General features: G+C 66.2%; 22 protein-coding genes and 1 other RNA gene. 6 read left to right on the top strand and 17 right to left on the bottom strand.

Features of this window, described 5'->3' with window-relative positions:
• Nucleotides 1-38: 38 nt before the first annotated feature.
• The 3 genes from BUA54_RS03570 (at nucleotide 39) to BUA54_RS03560 (ending at nucleotide 6,363) form a co-directional block, all read left to right on the top strand.
• Entirely contained in the window at nucleotides 39-1,799 is a 1,761-nt protein-coding gene (locus BUA54_RS03570) for a sensor histidine kinase (RefSeq protein WP_072855798.1), read from the top strand.
• Nucleotides 1,800-1,811: 12 nt separating this feature from the next.
• Nucleotides 1,812-3,143, top strand: coding sequence for a sigma-54-dependent transcriptional regulator (locus BUA54_RS03565; protein WP_072855797.1), 1,332 nt, complete (start codon nucleotides 1,812-1,814; stop codon nucleotides 3,141-3,143).
• 454 nt (nucleotides 3,144-3,597) lie between these two features.
• Nucleotides 3,598-6,363, top strand: coding sequence for an Rne/Rng family ribonuclease (locus tag BUA54_RS03560; RefSeq protein ID WP_425434948.1), 2,766 nt, complete (start codon nucleotides 3,598-3,600; stop codon nucleotides 6,361-6,363).
• Between the two features lie 65 nt (nucleotides 6,364-6,428).
• On the opposite strand, the gene BUA54_RS03555 is transcribed toward BUA54_RS03560, so the two are convergent.
• Nucleotides 6,429-6,656 (bottom strand): sulfurtransferase TusA family protein, encoded by a 228-nt coding sequence (locus BUA54_RS03555; protein WP_072855795.1) that lies wholly within the window; start codon nucleotides 6,654-6,656, stop codon nucleotides 6,429-6,431.
• Between the two features lie 113 nt (nucleotides 6,657-6,769).
• Between BUA54_RS03555 and BUA54_RS03550 the strand changes: the two genes are divergently transcribed.
• The 3 genes from BUA54_RS03550 to BUA54_RS03540 are packed head-to-tail and all read left to right on the top strand — an operon-like array spanning nucleotide 6,770 to nucleotide 10,161.
• Complete coding sequence (locus BUA54_RS03550) at nucleotides 6,770-7,525, top strand: cytochrome c biogenesis CcdA family protein (protein ID WP_072855794.1); 756 nt, start codon at nucleotides 6,770-6,772, stop codon at nucleotides 7,523-7,525.
• 39 nt (nucleotides 7,526-7,564) lie between these two features.
• Nucleotides 7,565-8,806 (top strand): hypothetical protein, encoded by a 1,242-nt coding sequence (locus BUA54_RS03545; protein ID WP_072855793.1) that lies wholly within the window; start codon nucleotides 7,565-7,567, stop codon nucleotides 8,804-8,806.
• Entirely contained in the window at nucleotides 8,803-10,161 is a 1,359-nt protein-coding gene (locus tag BUA54_RS03540; RefSeq protein ID WP_072855792.1) for a cytochrome P450, read from the top strand. Before BUA54_RS03545 ends, BUA54_RS03540 begins: the two co-directional genes overlap by 4 nt.
• Here the strand turns inward: BUA54_RS03540 and BUA54_RS03535 are convergent.
• The 16 genes from BUA54_RS03535 to BUA54_RS03460 form a co-directional block, all read right to left on the bottom strand.
• Nucleotides 10,158-10,382 carry a ribbon-helix-helix domain-containing protein gene (locus BUA54_RS03535; RefSeq protein ID WP_072855791.1) on the bottom strand — a complete coding sequence of 75 codons (225 nt, stop codon included), beginning with the start codon at nucleotides 10,380-10,382 and terminating at the stop codon, nucleotides 10,158-10,160. The genes BUA54_RS03540 and BUA54_RS03535 overlap by 4 nt on opposite strands.
• Before the next feature lie 8 nt (nucleotides 10,383-10,390).
• A complete protein-coding gene (locus tag BUA54_RS03530) occupies nucleotides 10,391-10,573 on the bottom strand; it encodes a DUF4169 family protein (RefSeq protein WP_072855790.1) in 183 nt (60 codons plus the stop codon).
• On the bottom strand, nucleotides 10,570-11,961 hold the full coding sequence (gene fumC / locus BUA54_RS03525) for a class II fumarate hydratase (RefSeq protein WP_072855789.1): 1,392 nt from the start codon (nucleotides 11,959-11,961) through the stop codon (nucleotides 10,570-10,572). The genes BUA54_RS03530 and fumC overlap by 4 nt, the downstream gene beginning before the upstream one ends.
• Nucleotides 11,962-11,996: 35 nt before the next feature.
• Nucleotides 11,997-12,473: an SspB family protein gene (locus tag BUA54_RS03520; RefSeq protein WP_072855788.1), complete on the bottom strand. Its 477-nt coding sequence runs from the start codon at nucleotides 12,471-12,473 to the stop codon at nucleotides 11,997-11,999.
• Between the two features lie 67 nt (nucleotides 12,474-12,540).
• Complete coding sequence (locus BUA54_RS03515; RefSeq protein WP_072855787.1) at nucleotides 12,541-13,194, bottom strand: DUF1194 domain-containing protein; 654 nt, start codon at nucleotides 13,192-13,194, stop codon at nucleotides 12,541-12,543.
• Nucleotides 13,191-13,922, bottom strand: a complete 732-nt coding sequence (locus tag BUA54_RS03510; protein WP_072855786.1) for a phytochelatin synthase family protein — start codon at nucleotides 13,920-13,922, stop codon at nucleotides 13,191-13,193. The genes BUA54_RS03515 and BUA54_RS03510 overlap by 4 nt, the downstream gene beginning before the upstream one ends.
• 81 nt (nucleotides 13,923-14,003) lie before the next feature.
• Nucleotides 14,004-14,355, bottom strand: a transfer-messenger RNA (tmRNA) gene (ssrA, locus tag BUA54_RS03505).
• Between the two features lie 29 nt (nucleotides 14,356-14,384).
• The gene (gene pssA / locus BUA54_RS03500; protein ID WP_072855785.1) at nucleotides 14,385-15,101 is read right to left on the bottom strand and encodes a CDP-diacylglycerol--serine O-phosphatidyltransferase; all 717 of its coding nucleotides are present in this window, start codon (nucleotides 15,099-15,101) and stop codon (nucleotides 14,385-14,387) included.
• Nucleotides 15,102-15,104: 3 nt separating this feature from the next.
• Nucleotides 15,105-15,767, bottom strand: a complete 663-nt coding sequence (locus BUA54_RS03495; RefSeq protein ID WP_072855784.1) for a phosphatidylserine decarboxylase — start codon at nucleotides 15,765-15,767, stop codon at nucleotides 15,105-15,107.
• A gap of 83 nt (nucleotides 15,768-15,850) precedes the next feature.
• Nucleotides 15,851-17,185: a branched-chain amino acid ABC transporter permease gene (locus BUA54_RS03490; protein ID WP_072855783.1), complete on the bottom strand. Its 1,335-nt coding sequence runs from the start codon at nucleotides 17,183-17,185 to the stop codon at nucleotides 15,851-15,853.
• Nucleotides 17,182-18,192: a branched-chain amino acid ABC transporter permease gene (locus tag BUA54_RS03485; protein ID WP_072855782.1), complete on the bottom strand. Its 1,011-nt coding sequence runs from the start codon at nucleotides 18,190-18,192 to the stop codon at nucleotides 17,182-17,184. The genes BUA54_RS03490 and BUA54_RS03485 overlap by 4 nt, the downstream gene beginning before the upstream one ends.
• Nucleotides 18,192-18,566, bottom strand: a complete 375-nt coding sequence (locus tag BUA54_RS03480) for a hypothetical protein (protein ID WP_143155328.1) — start codon at nucleotides 18,564-18,566, stop codon at nucleotides 18,192-18,194. The genes BUA54_RS03485 and BUA54_RS03480 overlap by 1 nt, the downstream gene beginning before the upstream one ends.
• Before the next feature lie 8 nt (nucleotides 18,567-18,574).
• On the bottom strand, nucleotides 18,575-19,396 hold the full coding sequence (locus BUA54_RS03475) for an ABC transporter ATP-binding protein (protein ID WP_072855780.1): 822 nt from the start codon (nucleotides 19,394-19,396) through the stop codon (nucleotides 18,575-18,577).
• Nucleotides 19,397-19,513: 117 nt separating this feature from the next.
• Entirely contained in the window at nucleotides 19,514-20,299 is a 786-nt protein-coding gene (locus BUA54_RS03470) for an ABC transporter ATP-binding protein (RefSeq protein ID WP_072855779.1), read from the bottom strand.
• An 84-nt stretch (nucleotides 20,300-20,383) separates the two neighbouring features.
• Nucleotides 20,384-21,580: an ABC transporter substrate-binding protein gene (locus BUA54_RS03465; protein ID WP_072855778.1), complete on the bottom strand. Its 1,197-nt coding sequence runs from the start codon at nucleotides 21,578-21,580 to the stop codon at nucleotides 20,384-20,386.
• Nucleotides 21,581-21,713: 133 nt separating this feature from the next.
• The gene (locus BUA54_RS03460; protein ID WP_072855777.1) at nucleotides 21,714-22,715 is read right to left on the bottom strand and encodes a GlxA family transcriptional regulator; all 1,002 of its coding nucleotides are present in this window, start codon (nucleotides 22,713-22,715) and stop codon (nucleotides 21,714-21,716) included.
• Nucleotides 22,716-22,753 lie beyond the last annotated feature (38 nt).

The following is a 22,753-nucleotide window of genomic DNA, read 5'->3' as shown; positions in this document are numbered from 1 at the left end:
CGCTTGCCGGTCGGCGGGCGATCCCCTATCTAACGCCGATGAACAGCGGGGCAACCACGACTGACCGGACCACAGGAGGGCAGGGCCGCTGGCTGCTGCGTCTGGGTGTCCTGCTGATCTGCCTGCTGGGAATCGGCACGATCTATACCACCAACCTGCTGCTGACCGAACGTTTCACCGAGACGACGCGCAACCGGTCGGAAGTGCGCCTGACGCTTTATGTCGCCAACCTGATGAGCGAATTGCAGCGCAATTCCATCGTGCCGCAATTGCTGGCCCGCGACCCCGAACTGATCAACGCGCTGTCCGAGGGGAACTATACCCTGTCGACCCAGCGTCTGCTGTCCTTCGTGGACGAGATCGGTGCCGCGTCGCTGATGCTGCTGGACAAGGACGGGCGCGCCGTGGCCGCGACCGACCGCAACCGTCTGGGGGAACAGCACCGGACGGATCCGTTCTTCGTCAACGCGATGCGCAGCAACACTACGGTCTTTACCCTCAGCGAGACCAAGCAGGGCGGCTACGGCTTCGTCTATTCGCGCAGGGTCGACCAGAACGGCACGGTGCTGGGCGTGATCTCCGTCGCCGTCGATCTGGCGAAGCTGGAACGTGGCTGGGCGGGGGTGTCCGACGCGGTCTACGTCACCAATTCCGAAGGCAAGATCATCCTGTCCACGGAACCGCGCTGGCGCGGTCTGGACGAGGCAGAGGCGCTGCGCCGCCAGACGCCGCCCAGTGCGATCGAGATGGCCCTGCGGGCGACGCAGGACTGGGCCGCCCTGCCGATCGACGCCTACCTGCGCGGCGAAGCGGTGCTGCGCCGCGAAGCGCGCGTGCCGTTCCAGGGCTGGCGCATGGTCAGCTATACCGCCTATTCGTCCGTGCGCGAGCGGGTGAACGGCGTGCTGGCGCTGGAGGTCATGGGATTTGCCATCCTGCTGGCGTTGCTGTTCTGGTTGTCCAGCCGCAAGGCCACGTCGCGCATGGCGATCTTTGCCCGCGAATCAGCGGAACTGCGCAGCCTGAACGTGGCGCTGCAGCGCGAGATCGCGGCCCGCAAGCAGATGGAGCGCAATCTAGAGGTCGCAGAGCAGACCGTGGCGCAGACCTCGAAGCTGGCGGCCCTGGGCGAGATGTCGGCGGCGGTCAGCCACGAGCTGAACCAGCCGCTGGCGGCGATGAAGACCTACCTCGCCGGCGCGCGGCTGCTACTACAGCGCAAGCGGCCAGAAGAGACGCTGTCGTCGTTTCAGCGCATCGACGACCTGATCGACCGCATGGGCGCGATCACCCGGCAGCTGAAATCCTATGCCCGCAAGGGGTCGGAGGCCTTCGAGCCGGTGGATACCCGGGCGGCGGTGTCGTCGGCCCTTTCGATGATGGAACCGCAGCTGAAGACCCGCCACGTCGAGATCAGCCGCACCCTGCCGGGAGAGCCTGCGTTGATCCACGGCGACCGGCTGCGGCTGGAGCAGGTGATCATCAACCTGCTGCGCAACGCGATCGACGCCACCAAATCCTCGACCGATCCGCGCATCGACGTGATCCTCGCCGTGGGCGAGACCGTGACGCTGACCGTGCGCGACAACGGCGATGGAATCGACGACCTCGAACAGCTGTTCGAGCCATTCTACACAACCAAACAGCCCGGCGACGGCGTGGGCCTCGGCCTTGCGATTTCGTCGGGTATCGTGAACGATCTCGGCGGGCGCCTGACGGCGCGTAACGGGGCTGACGGCGGCGCTGTATTCGAAGTGCAGTTGCCGTTGCTGAAGACAGCCGCACAGGCGGCGGAATAAGGATATTTGTCCATGAGCAAAGCCATGAAGATCGCGATCGTCGACGACGAGAAGGATATGCGTCAGTCGATCAGCCAGTGGCTGGCCCTGTCGGGGTTCGAGACCGAAGCCTATGCCAGCGCCGAGGAAGCGCTGCGCAGCGTGGGTGCGGACTTTCCCGGAATCGTGGTCAGCGACGTCAAGATGCCCGGCATGGACGGGATGCAGTTCCTGAAAAAGCTGCGCGGCGTCGATTCGGCGCTGCCCGTCATCATGATCACCGGCCACGGCGACGTGCCGATGGCGGTGGAGGCGATGCGCGTCGGCGCCTTCGATTTCCTTGAAAAACCGTTCAATCCCGACCGGATGACCGAACTGGCCAAGCGTGCCTGCAACGCCCGCCGCCTGACACTGGACAACCGCGCCCTGCGCAAGGAGTTGTCCGACGGGTCCGCCCTGATCAAGAAGCTGATGGGCCAGTCCGCCCCGATGGAACGGCTGAAGGAGGATATCCTCGACCTCGGTCAGGCCGACGGCCATGTGCTGATCGAGGGCGAGACTGGCACCGGCAAGACGCTGGTCGCCCATGCGCTGCACGCCGTGGGGGCGCGGGCCACGAAGAAGTTCGTCCTGATCGCCTGCGCCGCCTATGACGAGGCGACCCTGACACGCCGCCTGTTCGGCCCGGCGGGCGAGGACGAGCCGATCCCCGCGATGGAGGAGGCGCGCGGCGGCACGCTGGTGCTGGAGGATATCGAAAGCCTGAGCCAGACCCTGCAGGCCCGTCTGCTGACCGCCATCAACGATCAGGGCAACCCGGCCGAAACGCGGATCGTCGCGATCTGCAATCTGCAGGAACAGGACAAGACCTGCGAAAGCGTGCTTCGCCCGGATTTGTATTACCGGATCAGTGCCTTGCGGATCGTTGTTCCACCTCTGCGTCAACGGGGCGAGGACATCCTGACCCTGTTCACGCGGCTGTCGGACCAGTTTTCCGATGAATACGGCTGCGACGCGCCCGAAGTCAGCGCGCAGGAGGCGGCGCAGCTGCTGCAGGCGCCGTGGCCGGGCAACGTGCGCCAGCTGATCAACGTGGCGGAACGCGCCGTCCTTCAGAACCGGCGCGGCACCGGGTCCATCGCGTCGCTGCTGATGGCCGACAACGACGACAGCCGCCCCGCGATGACGACCGAAGGCAAGCCGCTGAAGGAGTTCGTCGAGGCCTTCGAGCGCATGCTGATCGACAACACCATGCGCCGGCACAAGGGCAGCATCACGTCCGTCATGGAAGAACTTTGCCTGCCGCGCCGGACGCTGAACGAGAAGATGGCAAAATATAACCTGAGCCGGTCCGACTACCTGTGACCTGCCCGGGCGGCGGCGGGGCGCGCGGCTCCGTCGCCGCGCGACCCTTGGCACACCCGCCGGGGCCCTTTCGCACTTTGTGATTGTCTTATGACAGTCATCTCCCCTATGAAGGTGATACGGGCGGTTGCCATGACGGTATGTGCAAATCCCCGGTGAGATTCTCTGGCGCGGTCTGCACGGGCATGGCCCGCGGCGCCGCTCAGCTGATTGGATCGGCAACGATCGCAAGAACGCCCTTGGTCTGCATGTGAATAACAGTGACCGGGCATTGAACCGGCCCCTGTTCGCTTGGGCCAGATAAGGACCGCGATGCGAGGCGCGCAGACAGATGGCCACACGATCCGCACCCCAAGGGGTGTCGTCGTGGCCCGCGCACCCATCGCCAGCATCAGACATGACAGCCGCACGACCGCTCCACCCGGGGCGGCCTGCGCGCGTCATGCGATTGGATATCATGAAGAAAATGCTTATCGACGCCACCCACGCGGAGGAAACCCGCGTCGTTGTGGTCGACGGAAACAAGGTCGAGGAATTTGATTTCGAAAGCCAGTTCAAGCGTCAGCTTGCCGGCAACATCTACCTCGCCAAGGTCACGCGGGTCGAACCCTCGCTGCAGGCGGCCTTTGTGGATTACGGCGGCAACCGCCATGGCTTCCTCGCCTTTTCCGAAATTCACCCCGATTACTACCAGATCCCGATTGCCGACCGGCAGGCGCTGATCGCAGAAGAGCGGGCCTATGCCGCCAGCCAGCGCGCCGACGACGACGCAGAGGATGAGGCCGACGAGGCCGAGGCCGCCGGCGACGACGCAGGGTCCAAGCCCCGCGTGCGACGCACCCGGCGCCGGGGATCGCGGGCTGCGGATGCCTCTGGCGATGATGCCACGGCCAAGCGAGACGTCGCGGGCATGGAAACCATCGACCTCGACGATCCCGACGAAGGCTCCAGCCCGATGGAACTGGTCGGAGAGACGCCGGTCGACACGCCCAGCAACGATGATGACGACGACGGCGACGACGATCAGCCGACGGCGGCAGACCGTGACGAAAGCATCGACGTCGTGGCCGACGACGACGGCGACGACATGCGCCCCGCGCGCAAGCCGCGGCCCAAGCGCTACAAGATCCAGGAGGTCGTGAAGGTCCGCCAGATCATGCTGGTGCAGGTCGTGAAGGAAGAACGCGGCAACAAGGGCGCGGCGCTGACCACCTACCTGTCGCTTGCCGGTCGCTACTGCGTGCTGATGCCCAACACCGCCCGTGGCGGCGGCATTTCACGCAAGATCACCAACGCTGCCGACCGCAAGAAGCTGAAGGACATCGCCGGAGAGATGTCGGTGCCCGAAGGCGCCGGTCTGATCATCCGCACCGCGGGGTCCCAGCGCACCCGGACAGAGATCAAGCGCGACTATGAATACCTGCAGCGCATGTGGGAGACGATCCGCGAGCTGACGCTGAAATCCATCGCGCCGGCCAAGATCTACGAAGAGGGCGACCTGATCAAGCGGACGATCCGCGACCTGTATTCCAAGGACATCGACGAGGTCATCGTGGCCGGGGCCGAAGGCTTCCGCACCGCCAAGGACTTCATGCGGATGATCATGCCGTCCCACGCCAAGAACGTGAAGCAATATGCCGAACAGATGCCGCTTTACGCGCGCTATCAGGTCGAAGGCTACCTTGCGGGCATGTTCAACCCGACGGTGCAGCTGCCATCCGGCGGTTACATCGTGATCGGCGTGACAGAGGCGCTGGTGGCGATCGACGTGAACTCCGGCCGGGCGACGAAGGAAGGCTCGATCGAGCAGACCGCGCTGAAGACCAATCTGGAGGCCGCCGACGAGGTGGCGCGCCAGATGCGCCTGCGCGACCTTGCGGGCCTGATCGTGATCGACTTCATCGACATGGACGAACGCCGCAACAACGTCGCGGTGGAAAAGCGGTTCAAGGACGCGCTGAAGACCGATCGCGCCCGCATCCAGGTCGGTCGCATCAGCGGCTTCGGCCTGATGGAGATGTCGCGCCAGCGCCTGCGCCCCGGCATGCTGGAGGCGACGACGCAGCCTTGCCCGCACTGCCATGGCACAGGCCTGCTGCGGTCCGACGACAACGTCGTGCTGAACATCCTGCGCCAGATCGAGGAAGAGGGCACACGCGCCCGGTCCAAGGAAGTGCTGGTGCGCGCGCCCGTGTCCATCGCCAACGTGCTGATGAACGGCAAGCGTGACCACATCGCCGGGATCGAGGCACGCTACGGCATGTCCGTGCGTGTCGAATGCGACGTGACGCTGGTGTCCCCCGATTTCGCGATCGACAAGTTCAAGACCGCGACCCGCGTGGTGCCAGAGGCGCAGCCCTTCGTGCCGCCCGCGATGGACGCCCGCGATCAGGCCGACGAGCATGTCTTCGACGAGGTCGAGGAGGAAGAGGTCGCGGCCCCCGCCGTGACCGAAACCGACGATGCGACCGAGGAGAAGGCGCCGCAGGGCCGTGCATCCGATGCGGACGAGGGCGACCAGCCCCGCAAGAAGCGGCGCCGCCGGCGGCGGCGGCGGGGTGGCGCCGGTGGCGATCAGGCGAACGACCAGACGCAGGGCGACGACGACGGCGACGACACCGATGACGAGACCGGGACGGATGCGCCCGAAACCGTCGTTGCCGCGGCCGAGGAGAAGCCCAAGCGCACCCGGTCGCGCAGCCGCAAGCCCAAGGCCGATGTGACGGCAGAGGACGCGACCGGCACGGATGCCATCGTCGACGCGCCGGCAGAGGCACCTGCAGAGGACGCCGCCGCCGAAGAGGCCCCGAAGAAGCGGACGCGGACCCGGCGCAAGCCGGCCGCCGCTGCCGAAGGCGGGGCCGAGGCCGCACCTGCGGCGGAGGATGCACCTGCGGCGGAGGACGCGCCGAAGCCCAAGCGCCGCAGCCGGGCCAAGAAGCCGGTGGAGCCCGCGGTCGTGACTGAAGCCGAGGCCGCCGTCGCGGTGGCGGAGGAACCGGTCGCGGACACTGCGACCGAAACCGCCCCCGTCGCCGTCCCGGTCCAGCCCACGGAACCGGAGCCGGAGCAGACCGCGCCGGACGCCGCGCCCGAAACCACGGCGCAGGAGGCCGCGCCAGAGACGAAATCCGCCGCCCCCGATGCCGCCCCCGCCGAGGCCGAGGCGGACGTGGCAGAGAAGCCGAAGAAGCGCGGCTGGTGGTCGCTGGGGCGCTAGACCCCCGCGCATGACACAGTAAAGGCGGGCCCGCGGGCCCGCCTTTTTTCATGGGGTCAGGCCGATCAGCCCTTGCGGATGAAGTAGATCTGCACCGGGCCGTCTTCGGCGGTCGCGGCCAGCGCGTGGCCCGCCTCGGCGCAGAAGTGCGGCACGTCGATGACCGCGGCGGGATCGTCGGCGCGCATTCGCAGCACCTGACCGCTGGTCAGCGCCTGCAGGCGCTTGCGGGCCTTCAGGACGGGCAGGGGGCACAACAGCCCGACGGCATCGAGATCGGCATCATGGTCCATGCGGCATCAGCTAGGGGGCCGAAGGCATTTTGTAAACGCCCTCGTGACGCATCGCGGCGTGACGCGGGCGGCGTGATGGCCTAAGCCTTGGGCGAACCATCGCGAGGGCCCCCATGTTCGAGAATCTGTCGCTGCTGGACGCGAGCCTTCTGCCGGCCATGGCCATCGCGCTGATGGCGGGATTGCTGTCGTTCCTGTCGCCCTGCGTGCTGCCCATCGTGCCGCCCTACCTCGCCTACATGGGCGGCGTGTCCGTGACGGAACTGGACCAGACCGCCACCGCCCGGCGGCGGGTCATGCTGGCGGCGCTGATGTTCGTGCTGGGGCTGTCCACGGTGTTCTTGCTGCTGGGCATGGCCTTTTCGACCCTCGGGCGGGCGCTGCTGCAATGGCAGGGCTGGTTCGTGCCGATCGCGGGGATCGTCGTGATGATCTTCGGTGCGCATTTCATCGGCGTCTTCCGCCTGCGGTTCCTCGACCGAGAGGCACGGGTCGCCACCGGCGATACCGGCGGCACCGCTTTCGGGGCTTATATCCTCGGCCTCGCCTTCGCCTTCGGCTGGACGCCCTGCCTGGGGCCGATCCTGGGCACGATCCTGGGTCTGGCCGCGTCCGAAGGCGACGTCGCGCGCGGCACCGTGCTGCTGGCGGTCTATGCGCTGGGGCTGGGCCTGCCGTTCCTTGCGGTCGCCGCCTTCTTTCCCCGGTTGAAGCGCCCGATGGCATGGATGAAGCGGCACATGGACCGGATCGAGCGGACCTCTGGCCTGCTGCTCTGGACCGTGGGGCTGATGATGCTGACGGGGCAGTTCAGCGCCTTCAGCTTCTGGCTGCTGGAACGCTTTCCGGCCTTGGGCGCGATCGGTTAGGGGCTTAATTTCGCCGGGTTTGCGCGACAGGGTCCGGGCATGACCGAGATGCAGGCAGAGGACGGGCAGGTGGCGCGACGGCGGGTGTTCTACATCCCCGGCTACGACCCGATCCATCCGCGCCGCTACCGCGAGCTGTATCGCACCGAAGGCACGGCGCAGGCAACGATCAGCGGCTACGATCTGCGCCTGACACCCAAGCCGCGCGGCAAGACCTATGGCTGGAAGGTCGACGCGGTGATCGAGGGGGCGGAGGTCGCGGCAGAGGTCGACGTGCTGGTCTGGTCCGACATCGTGCGCGACAGCATGTCGAACTCGATTCCCGCGACCTATGCCCAGTTGGTCCGCACGGCGTGGACCTATATCGCCAGCGGCACGCTGCGGCGGCTGATGTGGCTGCGCAAGGGGCCGGTGATCGCGGCGCTCTACCCCGTCGGGATGCTGCTGGTCCAGTTGGCTGTCGCCGTCCTGCTGGGCGGGCTGGCCGCGTGGTGCGTCGCGTTGCTGCCCATCGGCGGGGCTCTCGGATGGGCCGTCACGGTTCTGTCCTGGGTCGTCTGGGCCGCGGTGATCGTCGCCGTGCTGCGGTGGTTCAAGCGGAAGGACAACAAGCTCTTTGCCTACTACCTGTTGCACGACTACGCCTATTCAGCGCGCTGGAACGGCGCCAATCCTCCTGCGCTGGAGACGCGGATGGCGGCCTTTGCCGATCGCATCGCAGAGGCCCTGTGCGAGGATCTGGACGAGGTGCTGGTAGTCGGCCATTCATCAGGCGCGCATCTGGGGGTGTCGATCCTGTCGGACCTGCACCGCAACGGGCGGGTCGCGCCGGACGGGCCAGTGCTGTCGTTCCTGTCGCTGGGGCAGGTGGTGCCGATGGTCTCTTTCCTGAAAGATGCCAGAAGGTTGCGCCGCGATCTTCATTTCCTGTCCGAACAGTCGATGCCCTGGGTCGACGTGACCGCCCCCGGCGATGGCTGCGCCTTCGCGCTGTGCGATCCGGTCAGCGTGTCCGGGGTCGAGGGGCCGGGCAAGCGCTGGCCGCTGGTGATCTCTGCCGCCTTCACGCAGACCCTGTCGCCCGCCCGCTGGCAAGAGCTGCGGTGGAAGTTCTTTCGCCTGCATTTCCAGTATCTTTGCGCCTTCGACCGGCCCGGCGATTATGACTATTTCCGCATCACCGCTGGGCCGTTGACACTGGGCGACCGGTATCGCGGGCGCGCGCCGTCGGCGTCGCGCATCGACGTGCCGGCGTCGAAATACACGGACATGGCGCCGTGATCCCCGCCAAGCCGCCGGCACGTCCCGACAAGGTCTCGCTCTGGCGTTACCTCAGGCTCTTTCGGCAGGACATCCTGTCGGCCCAGCCCGCCAAGCTCTATGGCGCCTGGATGGCAGAGTTCCGGACGCCGTTCTTTCGCAGCTACATGGTGAACGACCCCGAGGTGGTGAAGCTGGTGCTGCAGGACCGGCCAGACGATTTCCCGAAATCCGACCGGGTGGGCGCGGGGTTGCGGCCCTTGTTGGGGCAGTCGGTGTTTCTGACCAACGGCGCGTTGTGGAAGCAGCAGCGCCGGATCATCGACCCCGCCTTTGCCGGCGGGCGGCTGCGCGACACCTTTCCGGCGATCCGGGCCGCGGGGCAGGCCGCCGTCGCGCGCATGGCGCCACTGGCCGACGGCACGCCGCAGGATATCGAGCCGGAGACGAGCCACGCCGCCGCCGACGTGATTTTTCGCACGCTCTTTTCCGTGCCAATCGAGGATCGCATCGCGTCGGAGGTCTTCGCCGCCTTCAAGACCTACCAGCGCACCCAGCCGATCCTGAACCTTGCGGCCTTCATCCCCGGCCCGCGCTGGATGCCGCGATTTTTCCGCAGAGATACACGGGCGACGGCGCGACTGATCCGGCGGCTGATCACCGACATGACCGCGGCGCGGCTGGCGCAGATCGAGGACGGCACGGCCCCGGACGATCTGGCGACCAAGATCATGACGACCGCGGACCCCGAGACCGGGCAGACCTTCGACGTGGACCAGATGGTCGATCAGGTCGCGATCTTCTTCCTTGCGGGGCACGAGACGAGCGCCGCCGCACTGGCCTGGACGCTTTACCTGCTGGCGCTGCACCCCGACTGGCAGGACCGCGTGGCGAAGGAAGCGCAAGGCTGGGACGGCAGCTTTGCCGGGCTGTCGGGGCTGCGGATCACGCGTGACGTCTTCCGAGAGAGCCTGCGGCTTTATCCCCCCGTGCCGATGATGGTGCGAGAGACGACGCGGGCCGAGGTTTTCCGCAAGCGGGACGTCAAACCGGGGGCGCAGGTGGTGCTGTCGCCGTGGCACCTGCACCGGCATACGCGGATCTGGGACAACCCGGACGCCTTCGATCCCGCCCGCTGGCAGACCGAGAACGGCAAGACCGGGCAGCGCACCGCCTACATGCCGTTTTCAGCCGGGCCCCGCGTCTGCACCGGGGCCGGTTTCGCGATGATCGAAGGGGTCGTGCTGCTGGCGCAGGTGCTGGCAGCCTACCGGTTCGAGGTCGCGGCAGACCGTCCGCCGGTGCCGGTCGCGCATCTGACGGTGCGGACGGCCCATGGCATGTGGCTGCGCCTGACGCCGCGGGCGGGTGACTAGGTCTGACGCATCGCTTGCAGGTCGCGCAGCACATGCACCCGTATGGCAGAGGCGAGGCCGACGTCCCCACGCTCTGCGTCGATGCGGGTGGCGAGGGCGTTGATCGTCATGTCCTGACGGGCCGCGAGATCGCGGAAGGCCTGCCAGAAGGCATCTTCGAGCGAGACGGACGTGCGGTGTCCGCGCAGGGTCAGCGAATGCTTGACCGGGCGCGCGGACACCGGGGGCTTCATTCCTCGAACTTGGACTGATCGAGGGCGCTGCGCGCCTTGTCAGCACGGGCGGCCTCCAGCAGGCGTTCGGCCTTGCTGCGGCCAAACTTTACCGCGTTGGCATCGGCCTGCGCCTTTTCGGCCGCGCGGTCGCGGATCTTGCGCACCTTGTTGAGGTTGATCGGCGTGTGGTCGGTCATTTCGGGCCGATCATGTCTTCGGGGCGCACGACGCGGTCGAAGGTCTCGGCGTCGACGAAGCCGAGGGCGATCGCCTCTTCCTTCAGCGTAGTGCCGTTCTTGTGGGCGGTCTTGGCGACGGTCGTGGCGTTGTCGTAGCCGATGGTCGGCGCCAGCGCCGTCACCAGCATCAGCGATTCGCGCATCAGCTTCTCGATCCGGGGGCGGTCGGCCTTGATTCCGACGACGCAGTTGTCGGTGAAGGCGCGCGCGGCATCGCCCAGAAGCTGAAGCGATTGCAGCACGTTGTAGGCCATCATGGGTTTCATGACGTTCAGTTCGAAATGACCCTGAGAGCCGGCAAACCCGACGGCGGCGTCGTTGCCCATGATGTGGGCGCAGACTTGGGTGATCGCCTCGACCTGCGTCGGGTTCACCTTGCCCGGCATGATGGACGAGCCGGGCTCGTTCTCCGGCAGCATCAGCTCGCCCAGACCGCAGCGGGGGCCGGAGCCCAGCATGCGGATGTCGCAGGCGATCTTGTAGATCGAGGCGGCGGCGGTGCGGACGGCGCCCGAGATCTCCACCAGACCGTCGTGGGCGGCGAGTGCTTCGAACTTGTTGGGGGCGGTGACGAAAGGCAGGCCGGTGATCTCGGCGATCTCCTTGGCCACGGTTTCCCCCCAGCCTTTCGGCGTGTTGAGGCCGGTGCCGACGGCGGTGCCGCCCTGTGCAAGTTCATAGATCGCGGGCAGGGCGGCATTGATGCGGCGGATGCCCATGGCGACCTGATGGGCGTAGCCCGAGAATTCCTGTCCCAAGGTCAGCGGCGTCGCGTCCATCGTGTGGGTGCGGCCGATCTTGATGATGTCGTCGAACTCCGCGACCTTGGCCAGCAGGGCCTCCAGCAGATGCTCCAGCCCCGGCAGGGTGATGTCGTGGGCGGTGCGGGCGACGGCGATGTGCATGGCGGTCGGGAAGGTGTCGTTGGACGACTGGCCCATGTTGCAGTGATCGTTGGGATGCACCGGATCCTTCGACCCGATGGTGCCGCCCAGCATCTCGATCGCGCGGTTGGAGATCACTTCGTTCGCGTTCATGTTTGACTGGGTGCCGGACCCGGTCTGCCAGACCACCAGCGGGAAGTGATCGTCGAGCTGGCCCGCGACGACCTCTTTCGCCGCCGCCACGATGGCCTCGCCGATCTTCGCGTCCAGCTTGCCGCGCGCCATGTTCGCCGTGGCGCAGGCCTGCTTGATGACGCCAAGGCCGCGCACGATGGCCACGGGCTGCTTTTCCCAGCCGATGGGGAAATTTTCCAGACTGCGCTGGGTCTGAGCGCCCCAATAGCGGTCTGCGGGCACGTCGATGGGTCCGAAGCTGTCGGATTCGCTGCGTTGATCGGTCATTTGTCTGTCCCGGCTTTGTTGTTTTTGGGGGCCGCTTACTTGCGGAATTTGTCGAGGCTGACGACTTCCGCATCCTTGCGGGGGGCGTCGTCGTCATCCTCGACCATCTCGTCCATCGGCGCCTCGACGTCGTCATCCTCGTCGTCGTCGTCGCCGGGCTGGGTTTCGAACCGCAGGCCGAATTCGACGCTTGGATCGACGAATGTCTTGATGGCGTCATAGGGGATATAGAGGGGTTCCGGCGCGTTGCCGAAGTTCAGCACGATCGAGAAACCCTCGTCCGTCACCTCCAGCCCCTCGAACCAGTGCTGAATGACGATCGTCATCTCTCCCGGGTAGCGGTCGGACAGCCAGTCGGCGATTTCCACGTCCGGGTGCTGGGTGTCGAAGGTGATGAAAAAATGATGCGATCCGGGCAGTTGCCCGGTCTTCTGAATGTCGGTCAGGACGTTCTGGATCAGGCTCCGCATGGCGCGGTGCATCAGGTTTCCATAGTCGATGGTGCGCGACATGCTGATCTTCCCTCGAGTGTCTGGTCCATACCATAGCCAAAATGGCGCCGGATGAAAGGGCATCCGGTCAGCTGATGACGCGGGTCAGTTCGCGCAGGATCTTGGCCCGGATGGCACGCGGATAGTCGCGGTGCATGCGCGCGGTCATGACGAAACCGTCGCGGGTGATGACCTGCCGCGCGTAGAAATTGGTGATCGCCTGACCCATCGATTCGATGGCGATGGCGTTGATGGTGATTCCGTCACGCTCTGCCTGACGCCGGGCGGCAGCGACGTCGCCGCCGGTGTTGGGCGTGCCGTCGCCCGAAATGTCGATGACGCGCCGCTTGCAGTCCATCACCGGGCCGAAGTTCGACAGCGAGAACAGGATCGCCTGCGCAGGGGCGGTGCCCGACAGGGTGTAGGCGCGCGGCATCAGCCGGGCCGCGTCCGACAGGCGCGCCACATCGAGAGCGGAGCGGATGCGCGTCCACGGGACGGCGACGCTTTGCCGGTCGACGCCGGACCACTGGACGACCGAGAGCGCGCCCTGACCGCGCACCAGCGCGTCCACGATGTCGGGATCGGTCAGGGCGTCGGCCAGCCCCTCTGCCTGCAGGCGGTACTCGGCCGTGTCGACGGAATTCGAGACGTCGATCGTCAGCATCAGGGCCGTGTCGCAGGCCGTGGCTAGCCCCGGCACACCCAGACAGGCCAGCAGGCCGAGAAGCGCACCCCTCATCCGACAGGGGCGCCGATCATCACGAGGCCGCCGGTCTCGCCCTCCAGCGGGCCATGCTCTGCGCCGGTGGGCTTGGTCATCGCCTCCATCAGCACCGGCACCGGGGTCCAGTAGGGGATATACCACTCCTGATCGACCTCGAGGATAAGGACCCGGTCGGCTTCTGCGTCATAGGCCCCGATGAGGGAAATGTGCGGCCCGTCCCAGTCGCCTGTCACGACGCCCTGATTGAAGTAAAGCAGCAGGGCGTTGTCGGCGGTCGCCTCGTTTTCCGCCAGCATGGTGCGCACGTCGTCGATCGCCGCGGTATCGGCGGGCTGGTAGGTGGTGACGATGCGGTCGGCCAGACCGTCGGCAGCGAGCGCCTGCGCGGTGAAATCGGCCAGCTGCTGAAAGGTGACGCCGTCGCCGCCTTCTGCCGACAGGTCGGCCCAGGTGGAATCGCCGGTGCGGTCCAGCAGGACCTGTTGGGTCATCACCTCGTCCTCTGCATTGGGGGCAAGGCCGGTCAGGCCGTTCAACGCCGCGGTGACGGTGGCGATGGAACAGGCAGAGGTGCTGAACTGCGGTTTCACGAAGGGCGAGAACGCCCAGTAATCCGGCGCCGGGTGATCGCGCAGAAAGGCGTTGTCGGCGGTGATCGGCGTGGCGTTCGGCCCCAGCTTGGGCTGCGTGTCCTGTGCCGCCAGCGGTCCGGCGAAGAGGAGGAGCGGAAGAAGCAGGCGCATGGCGAAATCCTTTCGTGGCGGGATGTCGTCAGGCTAGACGGCCAAGCGGCTGCCGAAAAGGGGGCGTGATGCGTGGGGAAAGGTGCAGGTTTCTGTTGCCAGGTACCTGCGGACCCCGCCTTAGGTCGCAAAACCTAAGGGCTTAAGGTTTCGATATTCCGCACAGCTTACGCTGCGAGGGCCATCGGTGCTTTGTTGTCATTTGCAACTAGCTTTTTCGTACCGATAACGGTGGTAACTCACCGGGACAAAGCATAACCCCTTTAGACGTTCGTCGATCCTGTTTCGGCCCCATCGCTGGCAAATGACCAGAGTGTTGGTGGAGCCGCCGGGTACCGCCCCCGGGTCCGATCCGCTTATTACGAGCGCGTTTATGTCCATAGTCCCGAAGGACACCTTACAGATAGGCGCCAGTGGGCGGAGTGGCAAGGGGGGATCGGCGCGGGGCGTGAAAGGGACCGGTCAGTGCGAGGGCCGCAGGGCGCCCCAGACGACCCCCACGATATAAGCCAGGCACAGCGCGACCAGCGTGATCCATGGATAGGCCAGCAGCGCCGCGATCAGCACGACCACGCCCAGCAGGGCATAGCGCACGTTGCCGCGGGCGATCCGCACCGACTTGAAGGACGAGGTGCGGAGGCCGCTGATCATCAGCAAGCCGATCCCCGCCATGTAAAGGCAGAGAAGCGGGTCCGGCAGCAGGGCCGCATCCGCGAAAGCGAAAGAGGTGAACATCGGCAGCAAGACCAGCATCGCGCCCGCGGGCGAGGGGACGCCGACGAAATGGTCGGCCTTGGTGCCGCTCGGCGCCTCCTTGGCGTCGACGTTGAAGCGGGCCAGCCGCAGGACACAGCAGATCGCGAAGACCAGCACCGCGATCCAGCCGATCTTGCGGTAATCCTGCAGCGCCCAGAAGTAGAGCATCAGGGGCGCCGCCACGCCGAAGTTGACGAAATCCGCGAGGGAATCGAGCTCTGCTCCCACCTTGGAATAACTGCCCAGCAGCCGTGCCACACGTCCGTCGATCCCGTCCAGCAGGGCCGCGAACAGGATCAGCAGCACCGCGGTCTTGAAGTCGTGCTCGACCGCGGCGCGGATCGCCGACAGGCCCGCGCCGATCGCGGTGATCGTCAGCGCGTTGGGCAGCAGTTGCAGCAGGGGGACGTCGCGGCGGGCCATGCCTCAGCCCTTCAGATCTGCGATGACGGTCTCGCCCGCGACCATGGTCTGGCCGATGGCGACCAGCGGCGCCACGCCGTCGGGCAGATAGACGTCGAGGCGCGACCCGAAGCGGATCAGGCCAAAGCGTTCGCCGGCGGCAAGCGGTGCCTCCGGTTTCACGAAGCAGACGATCCTTCGGGCGACGAGGCCCGCGATCTGCACCACGGCGATGTCGCGCCCGTCAGCCATGGTGATCCGCAGTGAGTTGCGCTCGTTATCCACGCTCGCCTTGTCCAGCGACGCATTGAAGAACTTGCCCGGCCGATAGGCGATGGCCTTGACCGTGCCCGCCACCGGCGCGCGGTTCACATGGCAGTTGAAGACGTTCATGAAGACGCTGACCCGGGTCAGGGGCACGTCGGCCATCCCAAGCTCTGCCGGCGGGACGGCGGGTTCGATCAGGCTGACGATGCCGTCTGCGGGGCTGATGACAAGGCCCGGGCGGTCGGGCGTCACACGCTCCGGATCGCGGAAGAAGTAGTAGCACCAGACCGTCAGCAGCACGCCCAGCCAGCCCAGCGGGTCCCAGATCAGGAACAGCACCAGCGTGACCGCGCCGAAGATCGCGACGAAGCGCCGCCCCTCGGGGTGCATCGGCTTGATGAAGGTGCTGGCCATGTTCATGCGCGTCGGTCCCGTAATGAGGTGCCATTCACCCCTCATAGGTGTGAGGGCGTGAAGCGCAAGGCCGATCGCGGGGCCGCGGCCTACTTTTCGGGCAGGATGCCGCGGGGGCTGAACCGCAGGATCAGCAACAGCACCGTCCCCATGACGAGGAACCGCATCTGCGGCGCGGAATCGATCAGGCTGGCCTTCAGCGCGGAATCCGCGTGCAGGGCCGAGGTTGCCCAGATCATCAGGTCGGGCCCGTATTCGCCTACGGCGACCCAAAGCCACCAGATCAGCATGCCCCCCAGCGCCGCGCCGATGTTGTTGCCGGAACCGCCGACGATCACCATGACCCAGACGAGGAAGGTGAAGCGCAGCGGCTGGTAGGAGGCGGGCGTCAACTGCCCGTCGAGCGTCGTCATCATCGCGCCCGCCAGCCCGCAGATCGCAGATCCGATGATGAAGATCTGCAGATGGCGGCGGGTGACGTCCTTGCCCATCGCCTCTGCCGCGACCTCGTTGTCGCGGATCGCCCGCATCATGCGGCCCCAGGGGGAATGCAGGGCCCGTTGCGCGAGGATCAGGATCACGATGAGGAAAACGGCAAAGAGCCCGGCGTAGGCCAGCTTGACCGTGAGCGTCGAGGCCGTCGTCGGGTCGATGCCGAATTCGGCCGCCGCGGCGACGAAGGCGGGATCGGCCTGCAGATCGGTCTCGTACGGCACGGGGCGGGGCAGGCCGGTCACGTTCTGCACGCCGCGCGACAGCCAGTTCTCGTTCTTCAGCACGGCGATGATGATTTCCGCGATGCCCAGCGTCGCGATGGCAAGGTAATCGCTGCGCAGCCCCAGCGCCGTCTTGCCGATGGCCCATGCGGCGCCCGCGGCCAGCAACCCGCCCACCGGCCAGCCGAGAATCGGCATCCACCACCAGTCGCGTCCCGTGTCACCGCCGAAGTTCAGCCCGCCGAGGTAGCCGGCAGAGGCCGCGTTCACCGCCTCGATCGCCTCTACCCCGCCGTCGAACACGGTGCGGAAGGCGAAGAAGCCCGCGATGGTCAGCGCCAGCATGACGAAGGCGCGCGTGCGCCCCTTGCGCATCCGCTTGTAGACCGCAACCAGCGCCACGATCGCCACCGCCCCGATCGCCAGCCCCAAAAGCGTGCGCCCGCCGCCTGCGGCCCAGCTTTCGCGGACCGGCGGCATCGACAGCAGGACAGAGGCGAGGCCCCCCAGCGCCACGAAGCCCATGATGCCGACGTTGAAGAGTCCGGCCAGACCCCACTGCAGGTTCACCCCCAGCGCCATGATGGCAGAGATCAACCCGTAGTTCAGGATGATGAGCGCGAGGTTCCAGTTGTCGAAAAACCCGGTGCCGAGGATCAGCAGCGCGACGAGGCCCGCGAACAGGCCGGTGCGACGGCGGTCGGTCATATGCTCTGCCCCTTGAACAGGCCGGTCGGTTTGAACAGCAGCACGATCAGCAGGATCATGAAGCTGACGGCGAACTTGTAGTCGCCCGACAGCAGTTGGACGAGCCCGTCGGGCCCCATGCCGTCAGGCAGCCAGTAGGTCAGCACCTTCTTCAGCGGATAGGTCACCGTGACCTCGGCGAAGGCGATCAGAAAGCCGCCCGCGATGGCACCCACCGGGTTGCCGATGCCGCCTACGATGGCGGCGGCGAAGATCGGCAGCAGCAGCTGGAAGTAGGTGAAGGCCTTGAACGACTTGTCGAGCCCGTAGAGCACCCCCGCGATGGTCGCGAGCGCCGCGACGATCAGCCATGTCACGCGGACCACGCGGTCGGGGTCGATGCCCGACAGCAGGGCCAGATCCTCGTTGTCTGAAAAGGCCCGCATCGACTTGCCGGTGCGGGTCTTGTTCAGGAACCAGAACAGCACCGCCACCGTGATCGCCGCCGTGACCAGCGTGATCGCCTGCGTCGTGCGGACCGCCAGCCCTTCGTCCAGCCCGGACCAGGCCTTGAACTGCTGCACGGTGAACAGGAACCGCGCGCCGTCGGCGAACTGGATGTCGCGCACGCCGATGAAGACACGGGTCAGGCCGTTCAGCACGAACATGACGCCGAGCGAGACGATCACGAGGATCACCGGCTTCGCCTTCTGCTCGCGGTAGAACTTGTAGACCAGCCAGTCGGTCCCCAACAGCAGAAGCCCCGTCGCGGCGATCCCCACGGGCAGCGCAAGCAGGGCCGTCGGCAAGGGTCCCAGCGTCACCCCAAGCGCCACCAGCACTGCTGTCACCTTGATCGTGACGGCAGTGCCGAAGGCCATGGTGTCGCCGTGGGCGAAGTTGGAAAACCGCAGGATCGCATAGACCAGCGTGACCCCCAGCGCGCCGATGGCCAGCTGCGCGCCATAGGCCAGCGCCGGGACGATGACGAAGTTCGTCAGAAAGACGAGACCGTTGAGCAGTTCCATCAGGCCGGGTCCTTGCAGGTCAGAAAGAGTGTGGTGGCATTGGGCGTGCCGCGGTCCTGCCGGACCCAGACGAGGCTGTCCGGGCCGCTGACCAGCAGACTTTGTGTGTCGGCCTCGCCCTCGGCCCAGACGAAGGGGCCGGTCCGGGACAGGCTGCCCATCTGGGCCGTAACATCACCGTAGGCAATGGTGAACTGCCCGGCGCCGTCCGCATCCACCTGCACCGGGGTCAGGGTGAAGGTTACCGCATCGGTCGCGGGCGTGCAGGACCCCCGCTCATCACAGGAGGTGGTGGCGGTGCAGGACAGCACCTGCACCGCACCCTCCGCCGCGGCGAGCGTCGCATGGCAGGCCAGCGCACCGGTGAGGATCACGGCGCGCATCATCCGCCCAGAAAACTCCGCCGCACCTCGGGGTCGGCGAGCAGTTCCTTGCCGGTGCCCGTATGGGCGTTGGCGCCCTGCACGAGGACATAGGCCTTGTCGGCGATCTCGAGGGCCTGCCGGGCATTCTGTTCGACCATCAGGATCGGGATGCCGGTGCGGGCGACCTCGATGATGCGGTCGAAGAGCTCGTCCATCACGATCGGGCTGACACCGGCGGTGGGCTCGTCCAGCATCAGTACCTTGGGTTTGGTCATCAGCGCCCGGCCCACGGCGACCTGCTGGCGCTGGCCGCCGGACAGTTCGCCCGCGGGCTGCAGGCGCTTTTCCTTCAGGATCGGAAACAGGTCGTAGATCTGCGCCATCGTGTCTCGAAAATCGTCGCGGCGGATGAAGGCACCCATCTCGAGGTTCTCCTCCACCGTCATCGAGGTGAAGATGTTCTGCGTCTGCGGCACGAAGCCCATCCCCTTGACGACCCGCTGCTGCGGCGACAGGTCGGTGATGTCCTCGCCGTCCAGCATCACGTGGCCCGACCGCACGTCGAGCATCCCGAACATCGCCTTCATCGCCGTCGACTTGCCGGCGCCGTTGGGGCCGACGATCACGGCGATCTCGCCCGGATCGACGGCGATGGTGCAGGCATGCAGGATGTCCGGCCCCTTGCCGTAGCCGCCCGTCATCGCGTCGCCGATCAGGAACGGCGTGCCGGGGGCGGGCGTCGTGCGCCCCGGCGCATGCGGCTGCGCCGTGCCGCCGCCCGGTCTGGTGATCGACCGGTCCTTGTTGCCGCGATCGTCCTGGTAGGGGGTGTCAGACATGCGCCAGCCCTTCCGGTCGGGTCTTCTTCTCGTCGAAAATACCTTCGGGGGTGAATGCGCGGCAGCGCAGAGGGGGCAGACAGCCCCCTGCCGCCGCTGGCCAAAAGTGCGGACACATCATGCAGTTGCCACCTGATCTTTGTTTTTGAGGCCGGTCCCGAGATAGGCCTCGATCACCTGCTCGTTGGCCTTGATCTCGGCCAGCGTGCCTTCGGCCAGCACGCGGCCTTCGGCCATGCAGATCACCGGATCGCAGAGACGTTCGATGAAATCCATGTCGTGCTCGATCACGACGAATGTATAGCCGCGCTCTTGATTCAACCGCAGGATGGCGTCGCCGATGGTGTTCAGCAGCGTGCGGTTCACGCCGGCGCCGACCTCGTCCAGAAACACGATCCGGGCATCGACCATCATCGTGCGGCCCAGTTCCAGCAGCTTCTTCTGCCCGCCAGAGATCTGTCCCGCCTTGTGGTCGGCCAGATGGGACACCGTCAGGAAGTCCAGCACTTCGTCGGCTTTCGCCCGCAGGGCGCGTTCCTCGTTCGCGATCCGCTTGCGGCCGAACCAGGTGTTCCACAGGGTCTCGCCAGTCTGGCCCGCGGGGACCATCATCAGGTTCTCGCGGCAGGTCATGGAAGGGAATTCGTGCGCGATCTGGAAGGTGCGCAGCAAGCCGCGGTGGAACAGGTCGTGCGGCGGCAGGCCGGTGATGTCCTGCCCCTGCATCGTCACGCGGCCAGAGGTCGGCTGAAGAACGCCCGCGATCACGTTGAAAAGCGTGGTCTTTCCGGCGCCGTTGGGCCCGATCAGCCCGGTGATCGACCCTTCGCGGATTGTCAGGCTCGCCCCGTCCACGGCGTGAAAACCACCAAAGGTCTTCACCAGATTTTCAACGACGATCATGCGGTGTCCCCGTCCGGCCCATTCAGAGTGCGCCGCAAGCTATTGGAACGGCGCGGAAAACCTTCCGCGCCGTCCGGTTTCGGTTCAGCGGAACTTGACGGTCTCGATCTTGCCGTCCTTGATCTCGATCTCGCGGTAGTTGCCCGCGGATTCGCCGGGTCCGATCAGTTCGACCGCGGTCGCGCCGACATAATCGATGTCCTCTCCCGCCTTCAGCAGGTCGATCGCCTTGGCCAGCTCGCCCGGAAAGATTTCGGTGCCCGGCGCGTTGGCGACGTCCATGACCTTGTCCTTGAAGTCTGCGGACTGATTGGACTTTGCCGCCTCCATCGCCAGCATGATCAGCGCCGCGGCGTCGTAGGATTCCGGTGCGAAGGCCCCGGTGCCGTCGAAGCCCGCTTCTTTCGCCATCGCCTGGAACAGCTCTGCGCCCTGGCTGTCGGTGCCGGGGAACTGGCCGAAGGACCCGTTCAGCCCCTCGCCGATGTCATCCACCAGCTGCTGGCCGACCATGCCGTCAGGCAGGACGAAGGTGTCGAAGGCGCCGGTGTCGAGCGCGTTCTGGATGATGCCCTTGCCGCCCTGGTCGGTATAGCCGGCCACGACCAGCACGTCGCCGCCGGCAGCGGCCAGTGCGGCCACCTCGGACGAATAGTCGCCCTTGCCGTCCTCGTGCGCGGCAGAGATCGTGACCTCGCCACCGGCTTCCTTGAAGGCCGCCTCGAAGCTGTCGGCCAGACCCTTGCCGTAGTCGTTGTTGGTGTAGGTCACGGCGACGGTCTTGATGCCCTTGTCCATCAGGATCTCTGTCATCACGACGCCTTGACGCGCGTCCGACGGTGCGGTGCGGAAGAACAAACCGTCATCTTCTGCGTCCGACAGGGCGGGCGAGGTGGCGGAGGGGGAGATCATCACGATGCCGTTGGGGCGGGCCACGTTCTGCAGGATCGCGCCGGTCACGCCGGAGCAGTCGGCGCCCATGATCGCATTGACCATGTCGCCGGTCACGAGACCTTCGGCCGCGGCCGTCGCGGCACCCGCGTCGATGCAGGTGCTGTCGGCGCGCACGGCCGTCACGGTGGCACCGTCCAGCAGCGTGCCCGCGTCGTTCACTTCCTTGATCGCAAGGTCGGCGCCGGCACCCATGGCGGGGGTGATGGATTCCAGCGGGCCGGTAAAGCCAAGCTCGACCCCGATCTTGATGTCGCCGGTATGGGACTCGGCAAAGGCCTGTCCGGCCATCAGGGCGGTGGCGGCGGTCGCCAGAAGCAGTTTGTTCATCGAAAGTCTCCCAGGTTGGTTTATTATTCTGCAGCGCAGACTAGCAGCGCTGAACGGATTGTGAAGCCGCGATTTCAAGGCGTTCCGCCCGATTGACGCAAGGTCTGCAGGCGGATCGGGCCGCGCATCGCGATCAGGCCTGCAACTTGCCCGCATGGGTGCCGCGTTCGCGGTAGGGGGTCGTGTCGTAGTGCGACCGGTAGCATTTGGAAAAGTGCGACGGCGAGGCAAAGCCGCAGGCCAGCGCCACGTTGATGACCGTCATGTCGGTCTGCATCAGCAGGTTGCGCGCCTTCGACAGGCGCAGTTCCATGTAATACCGCTTGGGGCTGCGCGACAGGTAACGGCGGAACAGGCGTTCCAGCTGCCGGGTCGACATGCCGACGTCATGGGCGAGCGTCGCGGGGCTGATCGGATCCTCGATATTGCTTTCCATCAGCTGGATCACGCGGCTGAGTTTGGGGTGCCGCACGCCGATGCGCGTGGGGATCGACAGGCGCTGGGTGTCCTGATCCGTGCGGATCGCGGAATAGATCAGGATGTCGGCGACCGCATTGGCCAGATCCTCGCCGTGGTCGTCGGCCACGATCTTCAACATCAGGTCGATGGACGCCGTGCCGCCGGCGGTGGTGATCCGGTTGCCGTCGATGACGAAGACCGACTTGGTCAGGTTCACGTCCTCGAATTCCTCGGAGAAACTGTCCTGGTTTTCCCAATGGATCGTGGCGCGTCGCCCGTTCAGCAGTCCCGCCCGTGCCATGGTGTAACCCGCGGTGCACAGCCCCGCGACGGCGGCGCCGCGGCGCGCCTCGCGGCGCAGCCAGTTCAGGATGCGGCGGGTGGTCGCCTCTGCGATGTCGATGCCGCCGCACAGCATGATGGTGTCGTCGCGGTCCAGCTCGATCAGGTCGCCGTCCAGCCGGAAGGTGCAACCATTGGAACAGGTCGCCGTTTCGCCGCCCTCGCCGAGGATGGTCCAGTCATAGAGCTTGCGCCCCGCTGTGCGGTTGGCGATGCGCAGGCTTTCGATCGCGGCCGAGAAGCAAAGCATGGTGAATTGGTCCAGCAGCACGAAGACGAAGCGCCGCGGCTTGCCCGTGTGACCGGTCTCTATGATCTGTGGCGCGACTTGCATGACGACCCCGTTGACTCTGCGCGAAACACAATCGCGGA

The organism is Loktanella atrilutea (assembly GCF_900128995.1).
In the GTDB taxonomy this organism is placed as follows: Bacteria; Pseudomonadota; Alphaproteobacteria; order Rhodobacterales; family Rhodobacteraceae; genus Loktanella; species Loktanella atrilutea.
The sequence above is the reverse complement of the archived record's forward strand: the minus strand, read 5'-3'. Positions and strand labels throughout refer to the sequence as shown.